The sequence below is a fragment of the Hyphomonas atlantica corrig. genome (genome assembly GCF_017795365.1).
Taxonomy (GTDB): domain Bacteria; phylum Pseudomonadota; class Alphaproteobacteria; order Caulobacterales; family Hyphomonadaceae; genus Hyphomonas; species Hyphomonas atlantica.
On record NZ_CP051254.1, the window covers coordinates 287227 to 306561 of the forward strand.

Here is a 19335-nt window from a genome sequence, read left to right on the forward strand (position 1 = left end):
CGTTAAAGGCTGAGCAGTTCGGCATCTCCGCCCTGCGCGGTGATGTTTACCGTCAGAGTGCGCTCAGTTGCAAACCGATGCAAGTAGTGAGGGCCGCCCGCTTTCGGGCCTGTGCCAGAGAGCCCCTCGCCGCCGAATGGCTGAACACCCACAACTGCGCCTGTCATCGTGCGGTTCACATATGTATTGCCGACCGGACACGCTTCGCGCACTTCACGCTGGAAGCTTTCGAGACGCGAGTGGACACCAAGTGTCAGGCCATAGCCCTTCCCTTTCAGAGCAGCGCCAACCTCAGCAATATCGTCCGGGTCGTAGCGCAGCACGTGAAGGATCGGTCCGAACTTCTCCTCGGAAATCTGGTCGATAGATTTCAGCTCGATCAAGGCCGGGCCGAAGCCATATCCCGTTTCGCCGATCTTTCCGGCCGGAATCTGGTGTAAAACGGTCGCCTCTTCCTTCATCGTCTGGACATAGGCCTGCAGCGATGCACGTGACTCGGCATCGATGACTGGCCCAAGATCCGTGCGGGGCAACCCGGGATCATCCACGATCAGCTCATTCATCGCACCGATCAGTCCCTTGATCAGCTCATCAGCGGTATCGTCCGGCAGGAACACGATGCGGAGTGCCGAGCAACGCTGGCCAGCTGAACCGAAAGCTGACTGGATCACATCATCGATGACCTGCTCGCGAAGCGCGGTGGTGTCCACAAACATGCCGTTGAGACCGCCCGTCTCTGCAATCAACGGAATGATCGGGCCGTCACGGTCTGCCAATGTCTTGTTGATGATGCGCGCCGTCGTGGTTCCGCCCGTAAAGCAAACGCCCGCCACGCGAAGATCACTGATCAGCTTTGCACCCACACTCTCACCGCCGCCCGGCAACAGGTGCAGCGCTTCAACAGGCAAGCCAGCCTTCTGAAACAACTTCACCGCTTCAAACGCGATCAGTGGGGTCTGCTCTGCTGGTTTCGCAACGACCGAATTTCCTGCCGCGAGCGCCGCCGCTATCTGCCCTGTGAAAATGGCGAGAGGAAAATTCCAGGGGCTGATGCAGCAGAAGACGCCCCTGCCGTGAAGGGAGATATGGTTCGTCTCTCCTGTTGGTCCCGGCAGTTTCTGGGCAGTGGTAAACTCGGCCTCAGCCTGCATGGCGTAGTATCGGCAGAAATCGACGGCCTCCCGCACTTCGGCAATTCCATCAGCGAGCGTTTTGCCTGCTTCGCGTGCCATGAGCGCGATAAGGCGCTCGGCATTCTCTTCAAGAATATCCCCCATCGCGCGCAGATGCTTTGCTCGTTCGGCGCCTCCAAGCGCGTCCCAAGCCGGTTGGAATTTCACCGCAGTGTCCAGTGCCTTGTCGATATCGTCTTCCTGCGCCTCTCGGCAGCTGCCTAGAACCGTTTCGGTATCAAACGGCACACGGACCATATCACCGCCGCCGGTCACGGCTTTTCCGGAAACGATCGGGCCAGCGGCAATGGCGGGGCTGTCGCGGAAGCTTTTGATCGCTGCGGCCATGTCGTCACGCACGCTGCGCTGGCTGAGATCCAGGCCAGAGGAGTTGCGGCGTTCGGCACCATAGAGGCGTGGCGGAGTTGGAATGCGAGGATGGCGCCGGGGCCCGACTTCAACCTTCACAATCGGGTCGGCGACAACCTGTTCCGGTGGCACGTCCGGATCGAGGAAGGAATGAACGAAGCTGGTGTTGGCACCATTCTCCAGCAGGCGCCGTACCAGGTAGGGCAACAGATCCTTGTGGGCTCCGACCGGCGCATAGACGCGTACACGGCGACCAAGTCCGGCCGCGCCGTAGAGCGCTTCGCCCATCCCATGCAGGCGCTGGAATTCGAACGCCGAATTGCCAATCTCTTCCGACAGCATCTCAATTGCTGCAACCGAGTGTGCATTGTGTGTCGCGAACTGAGGATAAATCGCATCCTTCGCTTCCAGCATCTTTCGCGCACAGGCCAGGAAATGAAAGTCCGTGCCCGCCTTCGTTGTGAAGACCGGAAAGTTCGCATACCCCTCGATATGCGCATGCTTGATTTCGCTGTCCCAATACGCCCCTTTGACCAGGCGCACCATGAAGCGATGCCCTGTCTGGGCGGCCAGATCCTTCACACGTTCGATTACATCGCCCGCACGCTTCTGATAGGCCTGAACGGCCAGACCAAGACCATTCCAATCCTTCAGTGATGGCTCCCGCGCCAGTCGGTCAAGGATTTGCAGGCTGAGAACCAGACGGTCTGCCTCCTCTGCATCGAGACAGAGATTGATATTCGCCTTCGCAGCACGTTCACACAATTCGAGCACGGATGGATACATTTCATCCATGATCTGGGCCCGGTTCACTGCTTCGTACCTTGGGTGAAGCGCGGACATTTTAACGGAAACGCCATTCGCTTGTTCGGGCGGCGTTGACGGGTCCTTGTCAGCGGCCACGCCGTCAATCGCATTCTGATAGGCTTTCAGATACCGGATCGCATCGTCTTCCGTGCGCGCACCCTCCCCCAGCATGTCAAAGCTGAAATGCGCAGCATCCCCGGCCTTCACCATCCGGCGCCCGCGCTTCTGAGCGTCTTTCACCGTGCGACCGAGTACAAATTGCTCGCCCATGATGCGCATTGCCTGCATCATGGCGGCGCGGATAACCGGTTCACCGCTTTCGCGGATCAGTCCCTGAATGAATTTTGCTGGTCCCTTTTTCAGGCTGGCGGGCACACCAATCACCTGCCCGGTCAACATCAGACCCCATGTCGAGGCATTCACCAGCCAGGATTCCGACTGCCCCTGATGGGCGCTCCAGTCGCCGGAACGGATCTTCTCGGCAATCAGTTCGTCGCGCGTCTCGGCGTCCGGCACACGCAGCAAGGCTTCGGCCAGACACATCAGCGCGAGGCCTTCCGCATTGGACAGGCCGAACTCCTCCAGGAAGCTTTCCATCATGCCTTTGTCACGGCCGCGGGCGCGCGCTGTCTCAACCAGTTCGAGCGCCCGACGCATCGTCGCCTGTCGCAAATCGTCTGAGAGTGGCACCTGTTTGAGCAGGTCCTCCAGCAGGGCCTCCTCGTCAGCAAACTTGATACGGTCGAGGGAGTGCCAGTCGATTTTGTCCAGCGCGAGCGTGTCAGCCATAAAGAATCCGGTTCAGTTCGTGTGAGCCTTGGGGCGAGAGATCAATTTTCAGCCTGAATCGACACAAACCGGGCAAGTTCTGCCCCGATCCGAGCCTACTCAGAAATTTGTATATCTTTTCAAATGTCCCAATGCGAGAGAAGTTCAACGCAGAGGCGCCTCTTTACGCAGTCGGCCAACGCGGTCACATTGGCGCCCGACTGCTGGGGCTGTTGAAGGAGCGCTCATGCGCATCATGCTCGTAACCGACGCCTGGGATCCGCAGGTTAATGGTGTCGTGCGCACCATGAAGCGCGTGATCCAGGAAACCGAGGCGATGGGCCATGTCTGGGAGATCGTGCATCCCGGCCAGGGGTTTCGGACGATGCCATTGCCTACCTATCCGGAGATCAAGCTGGCCCTGTTCGCCCGCCGCCGGATTGAGGATCGGTTCCACGAGTTTGAACCCGACGCGATACATATCGCGACAGAAGGCACACTCGGTATGGCAGGGCGGGCCATGTGCCTGACCGTGAAACACCCCTTCTCGACCGCCTACCACACACGCTTTCCTGAGTATGTCTCAGCGCGTCTGCCGATTCCGACACAGGCTGGCTATTCGTTTGTGCGTTGGTTCCACAAGTATTCGGGCAAGGTCATGGTGCCGACGCCGTCCATGGTGAAAGAGTTGGAAGCGCAACGCTTCATAAATCTCGTCGCCTGGAGCCGCGGCGTCGATACCGAGATGTTCAACCCGTCTCGCCGTATCGAGGAAGGCCAGCCTGGAGATCCTTTTGAAGGGCTGCAACGTCCGATCTTCCTGAATGTCGGCCGCGTGGCGGTAGAGAAGAATATCGAAGCGTTTGCCGAACTGGATTTGCCCGGCACAAAAGTCATCATCGGAGACGGCCCGCAGCGCGAAGAGCTTCAGAAACGCTACAAGGACGTTGTTTTCCTGGGGGCGAAATTCAACGAGGAACTCGCCGCATGCTATGCAAGCGCAGACGTGTTCGTTTTCCCAAGCCTGACAGACACGTTCGGTCTGGTAGTGTTGGAAGCCATGGCATCGGGCACACCCGTCGCAGCCTATGATGCGACTGGTCCTCGCGATGTGATCCCCGGCTCAAATGCCGGAACGATTACCGCCGTTGGGGGAAATCTCTCCGAGGGCGCTGTCGCGTGCCTGGCGCTTAGCCGCGAAACCTGCCGCACCTATGCCGAGACATATAGTTGGCGAGCCTGCGCAGAAGCCTTCATCGAGAACCTGCAGCCACTGCCCGCGCCAGCCCGCAAACGATTCTGGCAGAAATTGCGGCTGCGACGGAAGAAGAAGCCGGTCCTGCCGACGATCTAAAAGGGACTAACGTGTCTCGCGCTTGCTTTTGCGAGCCAGTTGTTCGGCAATCTCCTGTTGCGCGATACGTACATCGTCCGGGAGCGGAATCAGGCCTTTTTCAAGTAGATACCCCTCCGGGCCCATGGCCTGATCTGACACAAACTCACGCACGAATTCCGCCAGGCCGGGAACTAGCGGCAAATTCTGGTCCTTCACGTAAATATACATGCTGCGCGACAAGCCATACTCGCCCGAGGCAATCGCTTCGAACGAAGCCTCCACGCCATCCAGCCGGGCCGCCTGAACGCGGTCGCCATTCTGTTCCAGGAATGAATAGCCCAGCACGCCTACGGCCGTTGGCGTCTTGATGAGAGACTGGATGATCGCCGTATCGTTTTCGCCAAGATCAATCCACGCGCCATCAGTACGGATCGTATGGCTGCGCAGCTTGAAGGCATCAGGATCTGACTGCTTCAGCGCGACAAGATCAGGAAAGGCCAACGCCCCCTGCTCCATGCCCAGTTCAACGAAGGCATCCCGAGTGCCTGACGTTGGCGGCGGTCCCAGCACCATGATCGGTTCATTCGGCAGGTCGGGATTGATCGCAGACCATTTCTCATAGGGGTTTGCCTGAAATCCACCCTGTCCATTCGGCACCTCCGCCGCCAGCGCCAGGAAGACATCCTTCTTGGAAAGCTCCAGCGGAGGCGCAGACCGCGCATTCGCCAGCACAATGCCATCAAATCCGACGGACAAAGCCGTCACATCCGTGATCCCGTTACTCGCACACAGCGCCTGCTCACTCTCCGTGATCGAGCGGGAAGCATCCGAAATGGATGGCCGGTCCGGCCCTATCTTCTGGCAGAATGTCTTGAAGCCGCCCCCTGTCCCCGTTGTTTCGACAATAGGCGTTGGGAACCGGGTCGTGGCGCCAAAGCGTTCGGCAACAGTCGTCGCAAACGGCGCAACAGTGGACGACCCCACAATACGGATCTTGTGCGTCCCGTCCGCAGCAATCGGCGGCGGCGGGATAACGTCTCCGGTCTCAAGCTCGGAGAGATCGGTTCGCCCACAGCCCGCCACAACGACCAGCAAAAGCGCGACAAGACAGTGGCCGTATCTGGCAATCATTCGGGAACAAACTCCGGTAGCAAAAGCAGGACCCCACAACGCGTAGGAGGGGCTGTACTGGCCTTAAATCAAGGCCCTAATTCGTTCAATGGCATGTGTCGGTGACAGAAATTTCAGCCGACACAAAATTTTTTCTTGCGTCCCGAAAAAGAGTCCCCTACATGCCCGTTTCGAAATCGATGTGGCGGACATCTGGGCCAACCCTTAAACTGGGGGCCCCCTGTACTAACGCCCAAAGCTGGTTAAAAGCCCTTTGGAGGTTAGGTGTCATGCACTCCTATGCTACTCCCTATAATATTGTTGCCGATGAGCAGCCTGACCTGCCTGTGTGGTGCTTCCGCCCAGAGCGTGTAACGGCTGCTGCGAAATGGTTCCGGGAGAAATTCCCGGGCGAGCCGTTCTATGCGGTGAAAGCCAATCCGGGCGAGCATGTGCTCGAAGCCCTTTGGGAAGCTGGTGTACGCAGTTTCGACACGGCCTCGCTGCCGGAGATCGAACTGATCCACCGCAAATTCCCGGGCGCCCGCATGGCGTTCCTTCACCCGGTGAAGAATCGCCGCGCCATTCAGCGCGCCTATCATGAATTCGGCGTACGCATCTTCGTCACCGACACGATGCAGGAACTCTACAAGATTCTTGAGGAAACCGGCTACGCCAAAGACCTCACGATCATTGTACGGATTGCTGTATCCTGCGATGGCGCAGCTCTGCCGCTGGCTGGAAAATTCGGGGCGAGCGCGGAAGATGCGACAGAAATCCTGCGCGAAGCCCGCCGCTATGCGGATGAGCTGGGCGTGTCCTTCCATGTCGGCAGCCAGGCCATGAAACCCACCGCCTGGTGGACCGCGATGGCGGACGTCTCCCGCATCATCATCGCGGCATCCGTCACGGTCGACATCGTGGATGTTGGCGGCGGCTTCCCATCGATCTATGCGGACAATCCGCCCCCGTCGCTGGAAGACTATGCCGCCATGGTGGAGCAGGCCTTCGAGAACATGTACGTTCTTGAAAACGCTGAATTGTGGTGTGAGCCCGGCCGTGCGCTGGTCGCAGAATCCGAAAGCCTGCTGACCCGTATCGAGCAGGTTCGTGACGACGCGATCTACATCAATGATGGCTCCTATGGTGCCCTCTACGATGCTGTGCACGAACGTTGGTCATTCCCGATGCGGGCCCTGCCCGGTGACGGACGCAATCTTGGCCGCTTGGTGGAGTACACCGTTTACGGACCGACATGCGATTCGACTGACAAGTTCCCGGCAAAGGTCTGGCTGCCCGCCGGCCTCGTGGAAGGTGACTATGTCGAATTCGGAAACCTCGGCGCTTATGGCCGCGCCATGTCCAGCCGCTTCAATGGCTTCGGCGCAACCGAAGTTGCCCGCGTCCATGATGCTCCTTGGCCGAGCCTCTACAATGCGGTTGGCGCAGAAGTGATCTCGATCGGCGCGTCCGGCACACGCTGAACGTTTGGAAACCCGTATCGCCTGAGGACAAGCGCCAGATCCGGCACGTCTTCAGGCGAAGAGGTCAGCCAGGCATGTCCACCAATCCCGCGCGCTTCGGTCTCCGGAGGCAGAACACGGATCGTCTGCCGTGCGATCGCCGCGCCTGAATCAATGTAGCTGACGGGTCGCGGCGCGCTCGCCACAAGTTGCGCTCGGACGAGCGGGAAATGCGTGCAAGCCAGCACCACCGTGTCAATCCGGTCTCCGCCCTCTGCATCAAACAGGGGCGCCTGCGCAGCTGCGAAGGCATCAATCGGCAGATCTTCGCCCCGCGCATGTGCCTCGGCCAGCTTTACCAGTTCGATGCTGCCATGCATCACAACGTCAACATCCCGGGCGAACTGAGAGATCAGCTCCGCCGTATAGGCTCGCCGCACCGTGCCGGGCGTTGCAAGCAGGCCGATGGTGCGGGATTGGGTCAATTGCGCCGCTGGCTTGATGGCCGGCACCGTTCCGACAACCGGAATATCCAACACCGCCCGCACGTCGGCCAATGCGAGCGTTGAGGCTGTATTGCAGGCAATGACGAAAACGTCTGGCTGGACCTGGTCGCACAATGCCTTGGCAACCTTCGGCAAACGCTCACGCAGGGCATCGTCCGACTTGTCGCCATAGGGGAAAAAGGCGGAGTCTGCCGAGTAATGGATGCCCAATGCTGGCCCAAGCGCCCGGATTTCCTCGACAACGGTCAATCCCCCCATGCCGGAATCGAACACCAACACCCGCCCACGCGCGGGAGACGGAACGAAGTTCGGGGGGAGAGCATCAATGGCCATTAGGTATTCGGTGTTGGCATGTTGGTGTGGCGGAATCGGGGCGTTGGAGCCGCTCTGGCACGAGTCTTGTTGTGCAGCGCAGCATGAAAGGGTATGTCTGGTTCAGGACCATAAGGAAACATCATGCTTGATTTTTGGCTAACTCCCTGGCGCGCCGGGCTATCCATGACGGCCGCAACGCTGGAAACCATGATAGCTGCGCAGAAAAGCGCGTCCATTCTGGCCCCAAAAGGCGTGGCCACCCCCGTGACTGAAGACACTCTGCGGGATGCGTTCCAGATCGCTGCGGATGTGAACTTGCGCCGCTGGGAGGATACGGCTGGCGCACTGCAACGCCTGCCAAACTGGATGCATGAACTGCACGCCATGCCGGGCAACATGGTGACAGACTGGTTCGACGCCGCACGCCGGGGCACGGGCAAACCCTAGTCTGACGGCTCGTCTTCTCGTGCGGCCGGAAGCCAGACTCCGAACGCAGACCCCTCCCCGATCCGGGTCTCAACTGAAAACCCGCCGCGATGGTGCGCCATGATGTGCTTCACGATGGCGAGACCGAGCCCCGTGCCGGTGATCTTGCCGCCGCGACTCTGATCTGCGCGATAGAAGCGCTCGCCGAGGCGCGGCAGGTGTTCGCGCTCGATGCCGGGCCCCTGATCCTCGACCCGCATCCAGATCGCCCGCTCTTGCGTGCCCGGCCGTCCCGCCGCAGGGAGCAGCGTCATGCGTTCGCTGCTGGCCCAGCTCTGAGCCGCCTTGATCCGCGCGTCCGCCATGCCCGGCGCCATGCCGAAGCTGAGCGTGACCTGCCCGCCCGCCTTCGAATACTTCAACGCGTTCGAAACGAGGTTTTCCACCACTTGGATCATCTCGTCCCGGTGGGCGATCACGGGCAACGGCCCCTCATCGGATTTAACGACCAGATTGACCCCCTTCTCCGCCGCAATGGCGCTGAAGGCATGCGTTGCATCCGACACGATATGTCGAAACTCTTCCCGCTCGCGCGGAGACACATGTTCAGAGGACTCAATACGCGACAAGGACAACAAATCGGCGATCAATCGCGACATGCGTTCCGTTTCACCCGCCATGATGGCCAGAAAACGATCCCAGGAATCCTTGTCGTCCTTGGCGGGCCCACGCATGGTTTCGATGAAGCCCGACAGAGCCGTCAACGGCGTGCGCAATTCGTGGCTGGCATTGGCAAGGAAGTCAGATCGCGCCCGCGCGGCACGGCGAACAGGTGTCAGATCCTCAAGCACCACAAGCGTCCGCTTGGCCCGGCCGGGACGTGAAACATGCGCGCGCCAGGTTTCATCCGGCCCACTTTCAACCTCGACCGTCATGGGTTCCACCGTACCGGTTTCGATGGCGTTCTCGATGGCAGAGAGAAGGCCCGGCGAACGGATCACAGTGCTCGCGCGGGGATTTACCCGTCCATCCAGGCGCAAGATGAATTCGGCTTCCTCATTCATGGTGACGATGCGTTGATCGTCATCCACCTCAAATGCCGGCAGGGGCAAAGCATCCAGCAAAATGGCTGATTCCGGCGTTTTCGGTGTTGTGGACAGTGGCTCAACCGCCAGTCGTGGGCTGAGCGGAAGTACGCTCGCAGTCCCCACAAAAATGGCGGTGGCAACCGACACGACCACAAGGATCGCCGCGATCACCTCAATGAGGCCGACCGCCCCGGTTATCCACATCAGCAACAGGATGAAGGAGAAGCACCCAACCAGAGTGACAAAGTCCCGTGCCCGACGCGAAAGAGCCGTACGGGTGGACCGCTTTTCCTCCGCTGACAGGCCGTCGCTCATTCATGCTCCTGTTAACAAACTGCCCAAAGACACATTGTTCGGAAGCCGCTAATACGCGCGCAGAGATCTGCCAAGCCCCTCGCCGCGTATCGATAAGAAGTGCGATCATTATACAACTACAGTAGATTATTGAAAAACGATAATTTATCATTGACAGTCGACTAGGGCAGGCGTATCCGACAACCAGAACAGGGAGCGATGCCGACGGCATGACACGATCAATTCTTCTTATCAGCTCGGCAATTCTGACGGCTTGCGCATCTTCACAGGCAAATTTGCCCGGAACTGACGGCAATCGTGAGGAAATTTTTGCCGTTGCGCCAGATGCACCGGCGTCGTGGGCACAGCGCCAACAGGTGATTGGCTGTCGCAATTCGATGACCCCATCATGGAAAGCCTTGTCCGCGAGGCGCTCGCCAACAGTCCTACCCTGGAATCCCGCGCCGCTCTTGTGCGCGCCGCAGAAGCATCCATCCGTACGGCGCGTTCACAACGCCTGCCCAGCGTAGACGGCTCGATCAGCACCGGCGTCACCTCGAACGCGTTCGAGATCGGCAACGATCTTGAGCGGTCGACCGACGGCATTTACGGGCTTGGCCTTGATGCCAGCTGGGAAGCCGATCTGTGGAATCGTCTCGGGCGTGGCATCGCCGCCGCTGAAGCAGACCTTGCCGCGAGCGAAGCCGACCTCGCCGCCGCAGAACTGTCCATCAGCGCGCAAACCGCTATCGCCTGGATCAATCTGAATGCTGCTCTCGCGCAGGAACGCGTCGCCGTTCTGACCTATGAAGCGCGGGACCGCGTTCGCATTCTGACCGAGCGCCGCTTCCAGCGCGGCCTCGCCGAAGCGTTGGATGTCCGCACCGCGCGCAGCACCGTCGCCGGCGCCGAGGCCGATATTGCCCAGCGTCGCCAGGCGGCGGGAGAAGCCGCTCGCCGGCTTGAAATCCTGCTGGGTCGCTACCCGGCCACTGAAATCGAGGCCACTGCCGAATTGCCAGCGCTTGACCCGCTGATCGTTGAGAGCAATCCGATGCGCCTTCTGGCCCGTCGTCCGGACGTCGCCAGCGCCGAAGCCAGCGTCGTCGCCGCCGGCCTGCGGGCTGAACAGGCGCGGCTTGCGCTGCGCCCTTCCCTTCGCCTGACGGGGACGTTCTCGACCAGCGAATCCGAATTCGCTGACATGGTAGACCCTGAACGCATCGCCGCGCGCGTAGTCGCTAGCCTGATCCAGCCTTTGTTCACCGGTGGTCGCCTGGATGCGCAGCGCGACACCGCCATCGCCCAAGCCGAATCTGCCATCGCCAATTACGCAAATGCGGCGCTGACGGCATGGGGTGAAGTGGAAGATGCCATCGCGGCGGATACGTATATCGCCCAGCAGGAAGATGCCCTGCTTCGCGCGCTGGAAGAAGCGCGTCTGGCCGAAGAGCTGGCCGAGCGCCAATATACAAGCGGCACGATCACCATCTTCAACCTGATCGATGCCCAAACCCGCAGGCTGACGTCTGAAAGCCAGCTCGTGGCCGCCCGCGCGTCACGTGCCTCGAACCGGATTTCCTATCACCTCGCCCTCGGCGGCGGTCTCCCCGTGCAAACCGCCGCAACTCCAACACAAGCCCCTCAAGATAACGCCGCAGAATAGCGGCAGGAGAATAAACTATGGGACGCGTCATTTCAGTTCTGCTGCCAATCGGCATCCTCGCCGTGGTCGGTGTCGGCGGCATGATCGCCTTGTCCGCCATCCAGCCGGAGCCGGAAAAGGCTGAAGAGGCGCGCGGCGGGCTCAACGTTTTTGCCGAACCCGTTCGCCGGACGGATCTGACGCTGGTCGTGGAATCCCAAGGCGAAGTGAAGCCGCGCCGCGAAATCATTGTCGCACCGCAGATATCCGGTCGCATTTCATATGTCTCGCCAGACTTCATCGATGGCGGCTTCATCAACAAGGGCCAGCTTCTGGTACGTGTCGAAGCGGCGGATTATGAGCTTGCAGTTGTCCGCGCGCAGTCTTCTGTCGCCAGCGCCGAGCAGGCACTTGCCCGCGAAGAAGCGGAGGCCGAACTCGCCCGTCAGGACATTCTGGATCTCGGCATCGCGGACGCCTCTCCCCTGGCCCGGCGCGAGCCGCAGCTGGCCGAAGCCCGCGCGTCACTCGAATCTGCCAAGGCACAACTGAAAGATGCCCAGCTCGCGCTTGACCGGACCGCCGTCTATGCGCCGTTTGCTGGCCGCGTGCGGGAACGCAATGTGGACATCGGACAAGTTGTGTCAGTCGGTCAGTCCCTGGGCCAGATCTTTGCCAATGACGTTGTCGAAGTTGCCCTGCCTCTGAAGGACGCCGAAATGGGCCGCCTTGGCCTGCCACTTGCCTTCAGCTCAACGAAGGAGAAGCCGGGCCCGGATGTCACCTTCCGCGCAACTGTTGGCGGTGTGGAACGTGAATGGCACGGTCAGGTTGTCCGGACGGCTGCGGCGGTGAACTCCCAGACCCGTCAGATCAATGTGATTGCCGAACTTCAGGATCCCTATGGTGCGGGTGCGGATGGTGATGCGCCAATGGCCCCCGGCCTGTTCGTCAGTGCCACGGTGCAGGGCGAAACCCTGAACGATGTGCTGGTCGCGCCACGCGGTGCCCTGCGCGGACAGGACCGCCTGTTCATCGGCCTTCCGGATGAAGGCCAGCTGTCCATCCGCAATGTGGACCTGATCTATTCAGATGCCGATGGTGCCTATATCGCCTCCGGTGCCGAGCCAGGCGAGTTGGCCATTGTCAGTCCCATCCAGGCCCCCTTCGACGGCATGAACATTACGGTCATGCAGCGCATGGAAGATGGCACGATCAAGGTTTACGAGCCCAAGCGGGCAGATGAGACAATGTCCGGCGATTCCCCAACTCTGGCATCGACCGGTGAGGGAGCAGCGCAATGAGCAGCATTGTCGCCTGGTTTGCTCGTAACGCGGTTGCCGCAAACCTCCTGATGATCGTCGCCTTCGTCGGCGGAGTGTTCGGTTACACCAAGATGGAACAGGAAATGTTCCCGGTGGTGAACATCACCGGTGCATCGGTTTCCGTTTCCTGGAATGGTGCCTCACCTCAAGACGTTGAAGAACAGATTGTCACGCGGATCGAAGAAGCCGTTGCAGACATCAACGGCCTCGACCGGATCACATCCATCGCCAATGAAGGCATGGGCGTGGTCAATATCAAAGGCCGCGACGATATCGACATGCAGGAATTCCTCGACGAGGTGAAACTCCGCGTCGACCAGATCAACAACCTTCCGCAAGCCGCCTTCGAACCTCAGGTTCAGCGCTGGGAGCAGCGCAATGCCTTCATGGGGATCGCCATTCACGGCGACGTTGACCCCCGCACGCTGAAACGTCTCGCAGACAATGTGCGCGACGACATCGCGAATATTCCCGGCGGCGAGTTGGCGCAATTGCAGGGTGTTATCTCAGAACAGGTCAATATTGAAGTGTCGGAAGACGCCCTGCGTCGCTATGGTCTTAGCTTCAGTGATGTGGCGAATGCCATTCGCCGGTCATCCCTGAACTCATCGGGTGGGCGCATTGAATCATCGACAGGTGATGTGTCGATCACGGCGCGGCAGCTCGCCGATACAGCTGACCAGTTCGGCAACATCATCATCCGGCAGACCACCGAGGACGGCACGATCCGCGTCGATGATGTCGCTCAGATCGATGATGGATTCGTTACCGACAAATTCAGCGCACAGTTCAATGGCGACCCAACAGCGTTCGTCATGATCCATTCGCCGGATACGATGCACATCGTCGACTATACGGACAATTTCAAGAAATACATCGAGCAGGCCAACGACCCGTCCAACGGTATCCTGCCGCAAGCCGTGAAGATCGACATTCTCTGGGACGATTCCGAGGCATTCAAGGCGCGGATGGATTTGATCACGGAATCCGCCATGATGGGCGCCGTGCTCGTGATGCTGGTGCTGGTCCTCTTCCTGCGGCCGACTGTTGCCCTGTGGGTGACCATCGGAATCATGACGGCCTTTGCCGGCGGCATTCTTCTCCTCCCCTATTTCGGCGTCTCATGGAACATCCTGTCCACCTTCGCCGTGCTGCTGGTGATCGGGGTGATCGTGGATGACGCGATCATTGTGGGTGAAAACATTCACCGAGAGATCGAAAGCGGGCGACGCGAAGGGCTCGATGCGGCCATTGTTGGCACCCAACTGGTCCTGAAACCAGTAATCTTCGGTGTTCTCACCACCATCATCGCCTTCCTGCCCTGGGCATTCATTACAGGCCCGACCCGCATGTTCACGCAGCAGATCACCTTCGTGGTTGTCGCAGCGCTGATCTTCTCGATTATCGAATGCATGCTGATCCTGCCGAGCCATCTGGCGCACATGAAGCAGCAGAAGTTTGACGGGCCGTCGGGGCGCTTTCTGAAAATCCAGCGTCGCATTGCGGACAGTTTGCTCTGGTTTGCGAACAACATCTACAAACCCGTGCTCGAACTGGCGATCCGGTTCCGATATGCGACCGTGGTCTTTTTCTTCTGCCTGTTCTTCCTTGCGACACAGGTCTCCGGAAAGGGCATCGTGCCGTTCAAATTCATGCCGGAAATCGAGGCTGACCTCATTCAGGTCGACATCGATATGCCGGACGGCACCCCCTATTCCCGCCTCATCCAGATTCGGGACCAGCTACAGGCCGGTATCAAGAAGACCAAGGAAGTCACGGATGCGAAGTATCCGGACATTGAAGGCGGGCTTGTCACCGACGCCTCTGTTGTTGCCGCGGATGGTCGGGTGCAGGCATGGGTCGGCCTGCTGCCACCGGAAGAACGTCCGCAGGGCGTGCGCTCAAAGGACATTTCCGAGCAGATGCGCAACTATGTCGGCGAAATTCAGGATGCCGAGGAAATCAGCTTCGACTTCACGTTCAATGATGAACAGAGCGGCGTTCGCTTTGCCTTGAACCACAATGATCTTGACCGCCTGAGGGAAGCCGCCGCAGCCGTGAAGGCGCAGCTTGCGACCTATTCCAACACCTACGACATCGGGGACAATCTCTCGTCCGCAGCAGAAGAGATCCGTATCTCGCTGAAGCCCGGCGCCGAAACACTGGGCATCACGCTAGCCGATGTGTCAGACCAGCTCCGACAGGCTTATTATGGTGAAGAGGTTCAGCGCCTGCCACGAGACGGGGAAGACGTGCGCGTCATGGTGCGCCTGCCGGAATCGGCTCGGGAAGATCTCGACAGCATCGACACACTTCGCATCCGGACATCTGACGGCCGCGAAATCCCCATCACCCAGGTCGCAGAGTTCAATTATGCCCCCGGCATCAACCGCATTGTCCGGCGCAACCGCACACGTTCCGTATCCGTCTATTCCGAAGTGATGGGCGAAGGCGGGCGCGGTCAGATCATGTCCGCCATGGAAGAGGAATTCTGGCCTGATTTCGCACGCCAGTTCCCGGATGTGCAACGCGGCGAAGCGGGCGGCTTTGAGGAAGAACAGAAATTCTTCAGCGAAATCGGTCGCCTTATCCTGATCGCCATTGGCACGATGTATATCCTGCTGGCCGTCGCGTTCCGTTCCTATGCCCAGCCGCTCCTGCTGATGATGGCCCTGCCCTTCGCATATGCTGGTGCGGTCTTTGGGTTGTGGGCCTTTAATACGCCTATGGCGATGTTCTCCTTCTTTGGCATCGCTGCGGCGGCAGGCGTCGTGATCAACGACAACCTCGTGCTGATCGATTATGTGAACCGCCGACGCGACGAAGGCGCAGGCGCGGTGCAGGCCCTGGTCGATGGCGGCGTCTCGCGGTTCCGTCCGATCCTGCTGACATCAGTCACGACATTCGTCGGCATCCTGCCCCTGATTGCGGAAAAGTCTGTTCAGGCACAATTCCTGAAACCGATGGTCGTGTCGCTTGGCTCTGCCGTTGCCTTTGCCCTGTTTGTCTCCCTGCTCATGGTTCCGACCCTGTATGCCGTAGGCGTGGAGATTGGGCGCGTGTTCCGGTGGACATGGGGCGGCAAGCCTTTCCGCCAAATTGGCGAAACCTATAGTGGTCAGGTCACCATTGACGAAGATGAACTGATCGGAACCAGCCGCGATAGCACCCTTGGCCACGCGGCCCCAGCCGAATAGACTGGGATCAATCTTGGATACGGGCCTGGCCGCATGCGCGCTGGGCCGCATCCTTTTATTGGAGAGACCTTGATGAAGAAACTCATGCTCGGGGCCGCATCGATTGCCCTGCTCGCAGCATGCGGCCCGGCCGCTCAGGAAGAAACCGCCACTCCCGCCGAGGCAACGGAGGCGACATCCACATCTGCAACAACACCCAACGCAGACGGAAAATATGTGACGCCCGAAGGGCTGGAACTGTCTGCCGCTGATTATTGGGGCGATTGGGGGGTCGACCTGACCCTTCGCGACGAGACAGTTGATCCGGGCGATGATTTCTACACATACGCAAACGGCAAATGGCTCGACAGCTTTGTCATCCCGAGCGACCGCACACGGTACGGTGCCTTCACCTTGCTGGCAGAAAAGTCCGAGCAGCGCGTCCTGAATATTATCCAGGAACTTGCTGAAGCCGAGCCTGATCCATCCACGCTCGAAGGCAAGGTTGCGTCCGTATACAACGCCTATATGGACACAAGCGGGATTGAGGCCGCCGGTCTGGCGCCTGCCACGCCATACCTCAGCAAGATTGAAGGCCTGTCCAGCCGCGAAGACCTCGCCAAGCTGTTTGCCGCCACTGGGTACTCCTCCCCGATTGCGGGCTGGGTCGATGTCGATTCCAAACAGACCGACCAGTACATCTTCTATGTCACGCAATCCGGACTCGGCATCGGAGACCGCGATTATTATCTGACAGATAGCGAGAAGAATCTCGAGATCCGCGCAGCTTACAAGACCATGCTGGCCACGCTTCTGACTGAGGCTGGTTACGACGATCCCGAGGCGGCCGCCGATCGCGTCATCGCGCTCGAGACCCGCATGGCCGAGGCGCATTGGGACCGCGCAGCTGGCCGCAATCGCAACCTCACCTACAACAAGATGACCCGCGCCGAGCTTGAAGCCCTGGCCGGAGACTTCCCGCTTGCAACCATGCTGATGGATCTCGGCCTGAACGGCGAAGACGAGTTCGTCGTACGTCAGGTTACGCCAACAGCGGAAGAAATCGAGGAGAACGGCCTGACGCCGGAACAGGTCGAGAAGGTTTCGGGCGGCGGCATTGCCGGCCTGTTCGAGATCATGCAGACGGCACCTCTCGAAGACTGGCAGGCTTACCTTGCCGCGCACTTCCTGATCGACCATGCCGATGTGCTGCCCAAGCGCCTCGATGAGGCGACCTTCGAATTCTACGGCAAGACCCTTGGCGGCGCGGAAGAACAGCGTGAGCGCTGGAAGCGTGCCGTGTCCACCGTCGAAGGCTCCGTCGGTGAAGCTGTTGGCAAAGTATATGCGGACCGCTTCTTCCCTGCCGAGAACAAGGCGGCCATGGACGAACTCGTCGCCAATCTGCGCCTGGCCATGAACAGCAATCTCGACGAGATCGAATGGATGGGCGAGGAAACCAAGGTCGAGGCACGTGACAAGCTCGCGAAGTTCACACCGAAGATCGGCTATCCCGAGAATTTCGAGACCTATGAACAGTTGAATGTCGGCCCGGACGCGTTTGCGAACAATATGGCCGTCAATGACTGGGCCTGGAAGGACATGATCTCCCAGCTCGGCCAGCCGATTGACCGCACCGAATGGTTCATGCTGCCGCAAACGGTCAACGCGTATTATTCGCCGAACCGCAACGAGATCGTGTTCCCGGCCGCAATCCTTCAGCCTCCCTTCTTCAACCTGACGGCAGATCCTGCCGTGAATTATGGTGCCATTGGCGGCGTGATCGGTCATGAAATCGGTCACGGGTTTGATGATCAGGGCGCCAAATCTGATGGAAATGGCACGCTGCGGAACTGGTGGACCGCCGAAGACGAGGCCAATTTCAAGGCCAAGACCGGTGCGCTGGTTGAACAGTACAACGCGCTCTGCCCGCTGGACGAGGGCGAAACCTGCGTCAACGGCTCCCTGACCCTCGGCGAAAACATCGGCGACCTGGGCGGCCTCTCCATGGCCTACAAGGCCTACAAGCTGAGCCTGGACACCGATGGCGACGGCACAATCAGCGCAGAAGAGGAAGCGCCCGTGATCGACGGCCTGACCGGCGATCAACGCTTCTTCCTGTCCTGGGCACAGGTCTGGCGCTCCAAATACCGTGAGGAAGCCACGCGTCGCCAATTGCTGACCGACCCACACTCTCCGCCGGTCTACCGCGTGAATGGCGTGGTTCGTAACCTCGCCGAATGGTATGACGCTTTCAACGTTACCGAGGATAACGAAATGTACCTGCCTCCGGAACAACGCATCCGGATCTGGTAAATCTCGTAAACCGTAGGTTTTATTACAGTTGGCGGCGCCTGCGGGCGCCGCCATTTACGTGTTCTGAAGGATTTTTCCGGTACACCCGTGTTAGCGCCGAAACTGGCACATGGGTTGCATCGGTGTTCTTGAAGAAATCCTGTCTGGGAAAAACATGTTCAACAATTTGTTCAAATCGAAGAAATCTGCTGCCTCTGCCCCTGCGGCTGAGCGCGTTGAGCGAATGGTTGCCCCATCCCGCGAACGGCCCCGACCAGCGCGCGCATCGGTCTATCGCGAGGCCAATGTCGTCTATGACACAGGCTACAAGCGCCGCGGCATCGTACTGGATCATTCTGATACAGGCGTGCGCCTTCGCTTTCCCACGAATGAGGGCATGCCCGAATTTGTAACACTCAACGCCATTGGCGTTGGAATTGTCGGCCCCGCCCGGGTCGTATGGCAAAAGGGCTCTGAGGCCGGTTTTCAGCTGGTCTGATCGCCCAAGCTCTTTCGCGCCAATTTGGCGGAATCCCTTGGCAAACCTGATTTCAGGGTCTTCAATGCCCTTTCCGCAAAGGAAAGGGACGCAAAATGGCTATCATGAAATCAGAACAGATCATGTCGGAATCGACCAAATCCTTCGAGGATGCGATTCAGACTGCCGTCACGCGATTTGACGCCACGGTCAAAGGTCTGGCCTCGGCCTATGTCAACGAGATGTACACCACCATCAAGAACGGCAAGATCGACAAATACCGCGTCAATCTTCAGATGACGTTCGAAGTCATGCCGCCGAAGGCTGACGACAAGGCCAAGCGCAAGAAGAAGTAACGCAGCCCATTTGGCAAAAACCGTTGAATCCTGGTTCGAGGGCCTTGAGCCTCAACAGCGCGAAATCGCAAACGCGCTCAAGGCCCTGATCGAACAGACAGGCCCTGCCCTGTCCTGCCAGCTGGCATGGGGTTTTCCATGCTGGAGCGGGAATGAGCGAATCTTCTCGATCGCCGCGTACAAGGACCGGTGCAATCTGCAGCTTTTCTATGGCGCGCAGCTCACCAACACATCGCCAGATCGCATCGAAGGCACTGGCAAGGCCCTGCGGCATGTAAAGGTCCGGTCGGTCGAAGACGTTGATGAAACAGTGAAGCAGATCGTTGCCGAAGCAATCCGGCTGGACGCAACCAACCCGCAACGCGTGCGCTGACCGGAACGCCATCTCGCAAAATTGATATCCGTC

14 protein-coding genes are annotated in these 19335 nt (G+C 59.3%); 10 read left to right on the forward strand and 4 right to left on the reverse strand.

Annotated features, from left to right (window positions below):
* Positions 1 to 2 precede the first annotated feature (2 nt).
* Complete coding sequence (gene putA / locus HF931_RS01400; RefSeq protein ID WP_273241584.1) at positions 3 to 3137, reverse strand: bifunctional proline dehydrogenase/L-glutamate gamma-semialdehyde dehydrogenase PutA; 3135 nt, start codon at positions 3135 to 3137, stop codon at positions 3 to 5.
* A 226-nt stretch (positions 3138 to 3363) separates the two neighbouring features.
* Between putA and HF931_RS01405 the strand changes: the two genes are divergently transcribed.
* On the forward strand, positions 3364 to 4470 hold the full coding sequence (locus tag HF931_RS01405) for a glycosyltransferase family 4 protein (protein WP_035554493.1): 1107 nt from the start codon (positions 3364 to 3366) through the stop codon (positions 4468 to 4470).
* Positions 4471 to 4476: 6 nt separating this feature from the next.
* Here HF931_RS01405 and HF931_RS01410 read toward each other — a convergent pair whose 3' ends face one another.
* The gene (locus HF931_RS01410; RefSeq protein WP_273241585.1) at positions 4477 to 5583 is read right to left on the reverse strand and encodes a substrate-binding domain-containing protein; all 1107 of its coding nucleotides are present in this window, start codon (positions 5581 to 5583) and stop codon (positions 4477 to 4479) included.
* Positions 5584 to 5852: 269 nt separating this feature from the next.
* On the opposite strand from HF931_RS01410, the gene HF931_RS01415 reads away from it, so the two are divergent.
* Complete coding sequence (locus tag HF931_RS01415) at positions 5853 to 7046, forward strand: type III PLP-dependent enzyme (protein WP_035554490.1); 1194 nt, start codon at positions 5853 to 5855, stop codon at positions 7044 to 7046.
* Here the strand turns inward: HF931_RS01415 and murI are convergent.
* Positions 6992 to 7864, reverse strand: a complete 873-nt coding sequence (murI, locus tag HF931_RS01420) for a glutamate racemase (RefSeq protein ID WP_035554488.1) — start codon at positions 7862 to 7864, stop codon at positions 6992 to 6994. The genes HF931_RS01415 and murI overlap by 55 nt on opposite strands.
* Before the next feature lie 123 nt (positions 7865 to 7987).
* On the opposite strand from murI, the gene HF931_RS01425 reads away from it, so the two are divergent.
* On the forward strand, positions 7988 to 8293 hold the full coding sequence (locus HF931_RS01425; protein WP_035554486.1) for a hypothetical protein: 306 nt from the start codon (positions 7988 to 7990) through the stop codon (positions 8291 to 8293).
* Here HF931_RS01425 and HF931_RS01430 read toward each other — a convergent pair.
* Positions 8290 to 9675 (reverse strand): sensor histidine kinase, encoded by a 1386-nt coding sequence (locus tag HF931_RS01430; RefSeq protein WP_051602849.1) that lies wholly within the window; start codon positions 9673 to 9675, stop codon positions 8290 to 8292. The two genes, HF931_RS01425 and HF931_RS01430, sit on opposite strands and share 4 nt — an antisense overlap.
* 337 nt (positions 9676 to 10012) lie before the next feature.
* Between HF931_RS01430 and HF931_RS01435 the strand changes: the two genes are divergently transcribed.
* The 7 genes from HF931_RS01435 to HF931_RS01465 all read left to right on the forward strand — a co-directional run bounded on the left by HF931_RS01435 (position 10013) and on the right by HF931_RS01465 (position 19302).
* The gene (locus tag HF931_RS01435) at positions 10013 to 11320 is read left to right on the forward strand and encodes an efflux transporter outer membrane subunit (protein ID WP_273241586.1); all 1308 of its coding nucleotides are present in this window, start codon (positions 10013 to 10015) and stop codon (positions 11318 to 11320) included.
* A 17-nt stretch (positions 11321 to 11337) separates the two neighbouring features.
* Entirely contained in the window at positions 11338 to 12603 is a 1266-nt protein-coding gene (locus tag HF931_RS01440) for an efflux RND transporter periplasmic adaptor subunit (protein WP_273241587.1), read from the forward strand.
* On the forward strand, positions 12600 to 15821 hold the full coding sequence (locus tag HF931_RS01445; protein ID WP_273241589.1) for an efflux RND transporter permease subunit: 3222 nt from the start codon (positions 12600 to 12602) through the stop codon (positions 15819 to 15821). The genes HF931_RS01440 and HF931_RS01445 overlap by 4 nt, the downstream gene beginning before the upstream one ends.
* Before the next feature lie 72 nt (positions 15822 to 15893).
* Positions 15894 to 18116 carry a M13 family metallopeptidase gene (locus tag HF931_RS01450; protein ID WP_273241590.1) on the forward strand — a complete coding sequence of 741 codons (2223 nt, stop codon included), beginning with the start codon at positions 15894 to 15896 and terminating at the stop codon, positions 18114 to 18116.
* 109 nt (positions 18117 to 18225) lie between these two features.
* Positions 18226 to 18594 (forward strand): PilZ domain-containing protein, encoded by a 369-nt coding sequence (locus HF931_RS01455; protein WP_035554478.1) that lies wholly within the window; start codon positions 18226 to 18228, stop codon positions 18592 to 18594.
* A gap of 95 nt (positions 18595 to 18689) precedes the next feature.
* A complete protein-coding gene (locus tag HF931_RS01460; protein WP_051602847.1) occupies positions 18690 to 18929 on the forward strand; it encodes a dodecin family protein in 240 nt (79 codons plus the stop codon).
* Positions 18930 to 18939: 10 nt separating this feature from the next.
* Positions 18940 to 19302: a DUF1801 domain-containing protein gene (locus HF931_RS01465; RefSeq protein ID WP_035554476.1), complete on the forward strand. Its 363-nt coding sequence runs from the start codon at positions 18940 to 18942 to the stop codon at positions 19300 to 19302.
* Positions 19303 to 19335 lie beyond the last annotated feature (33 nt).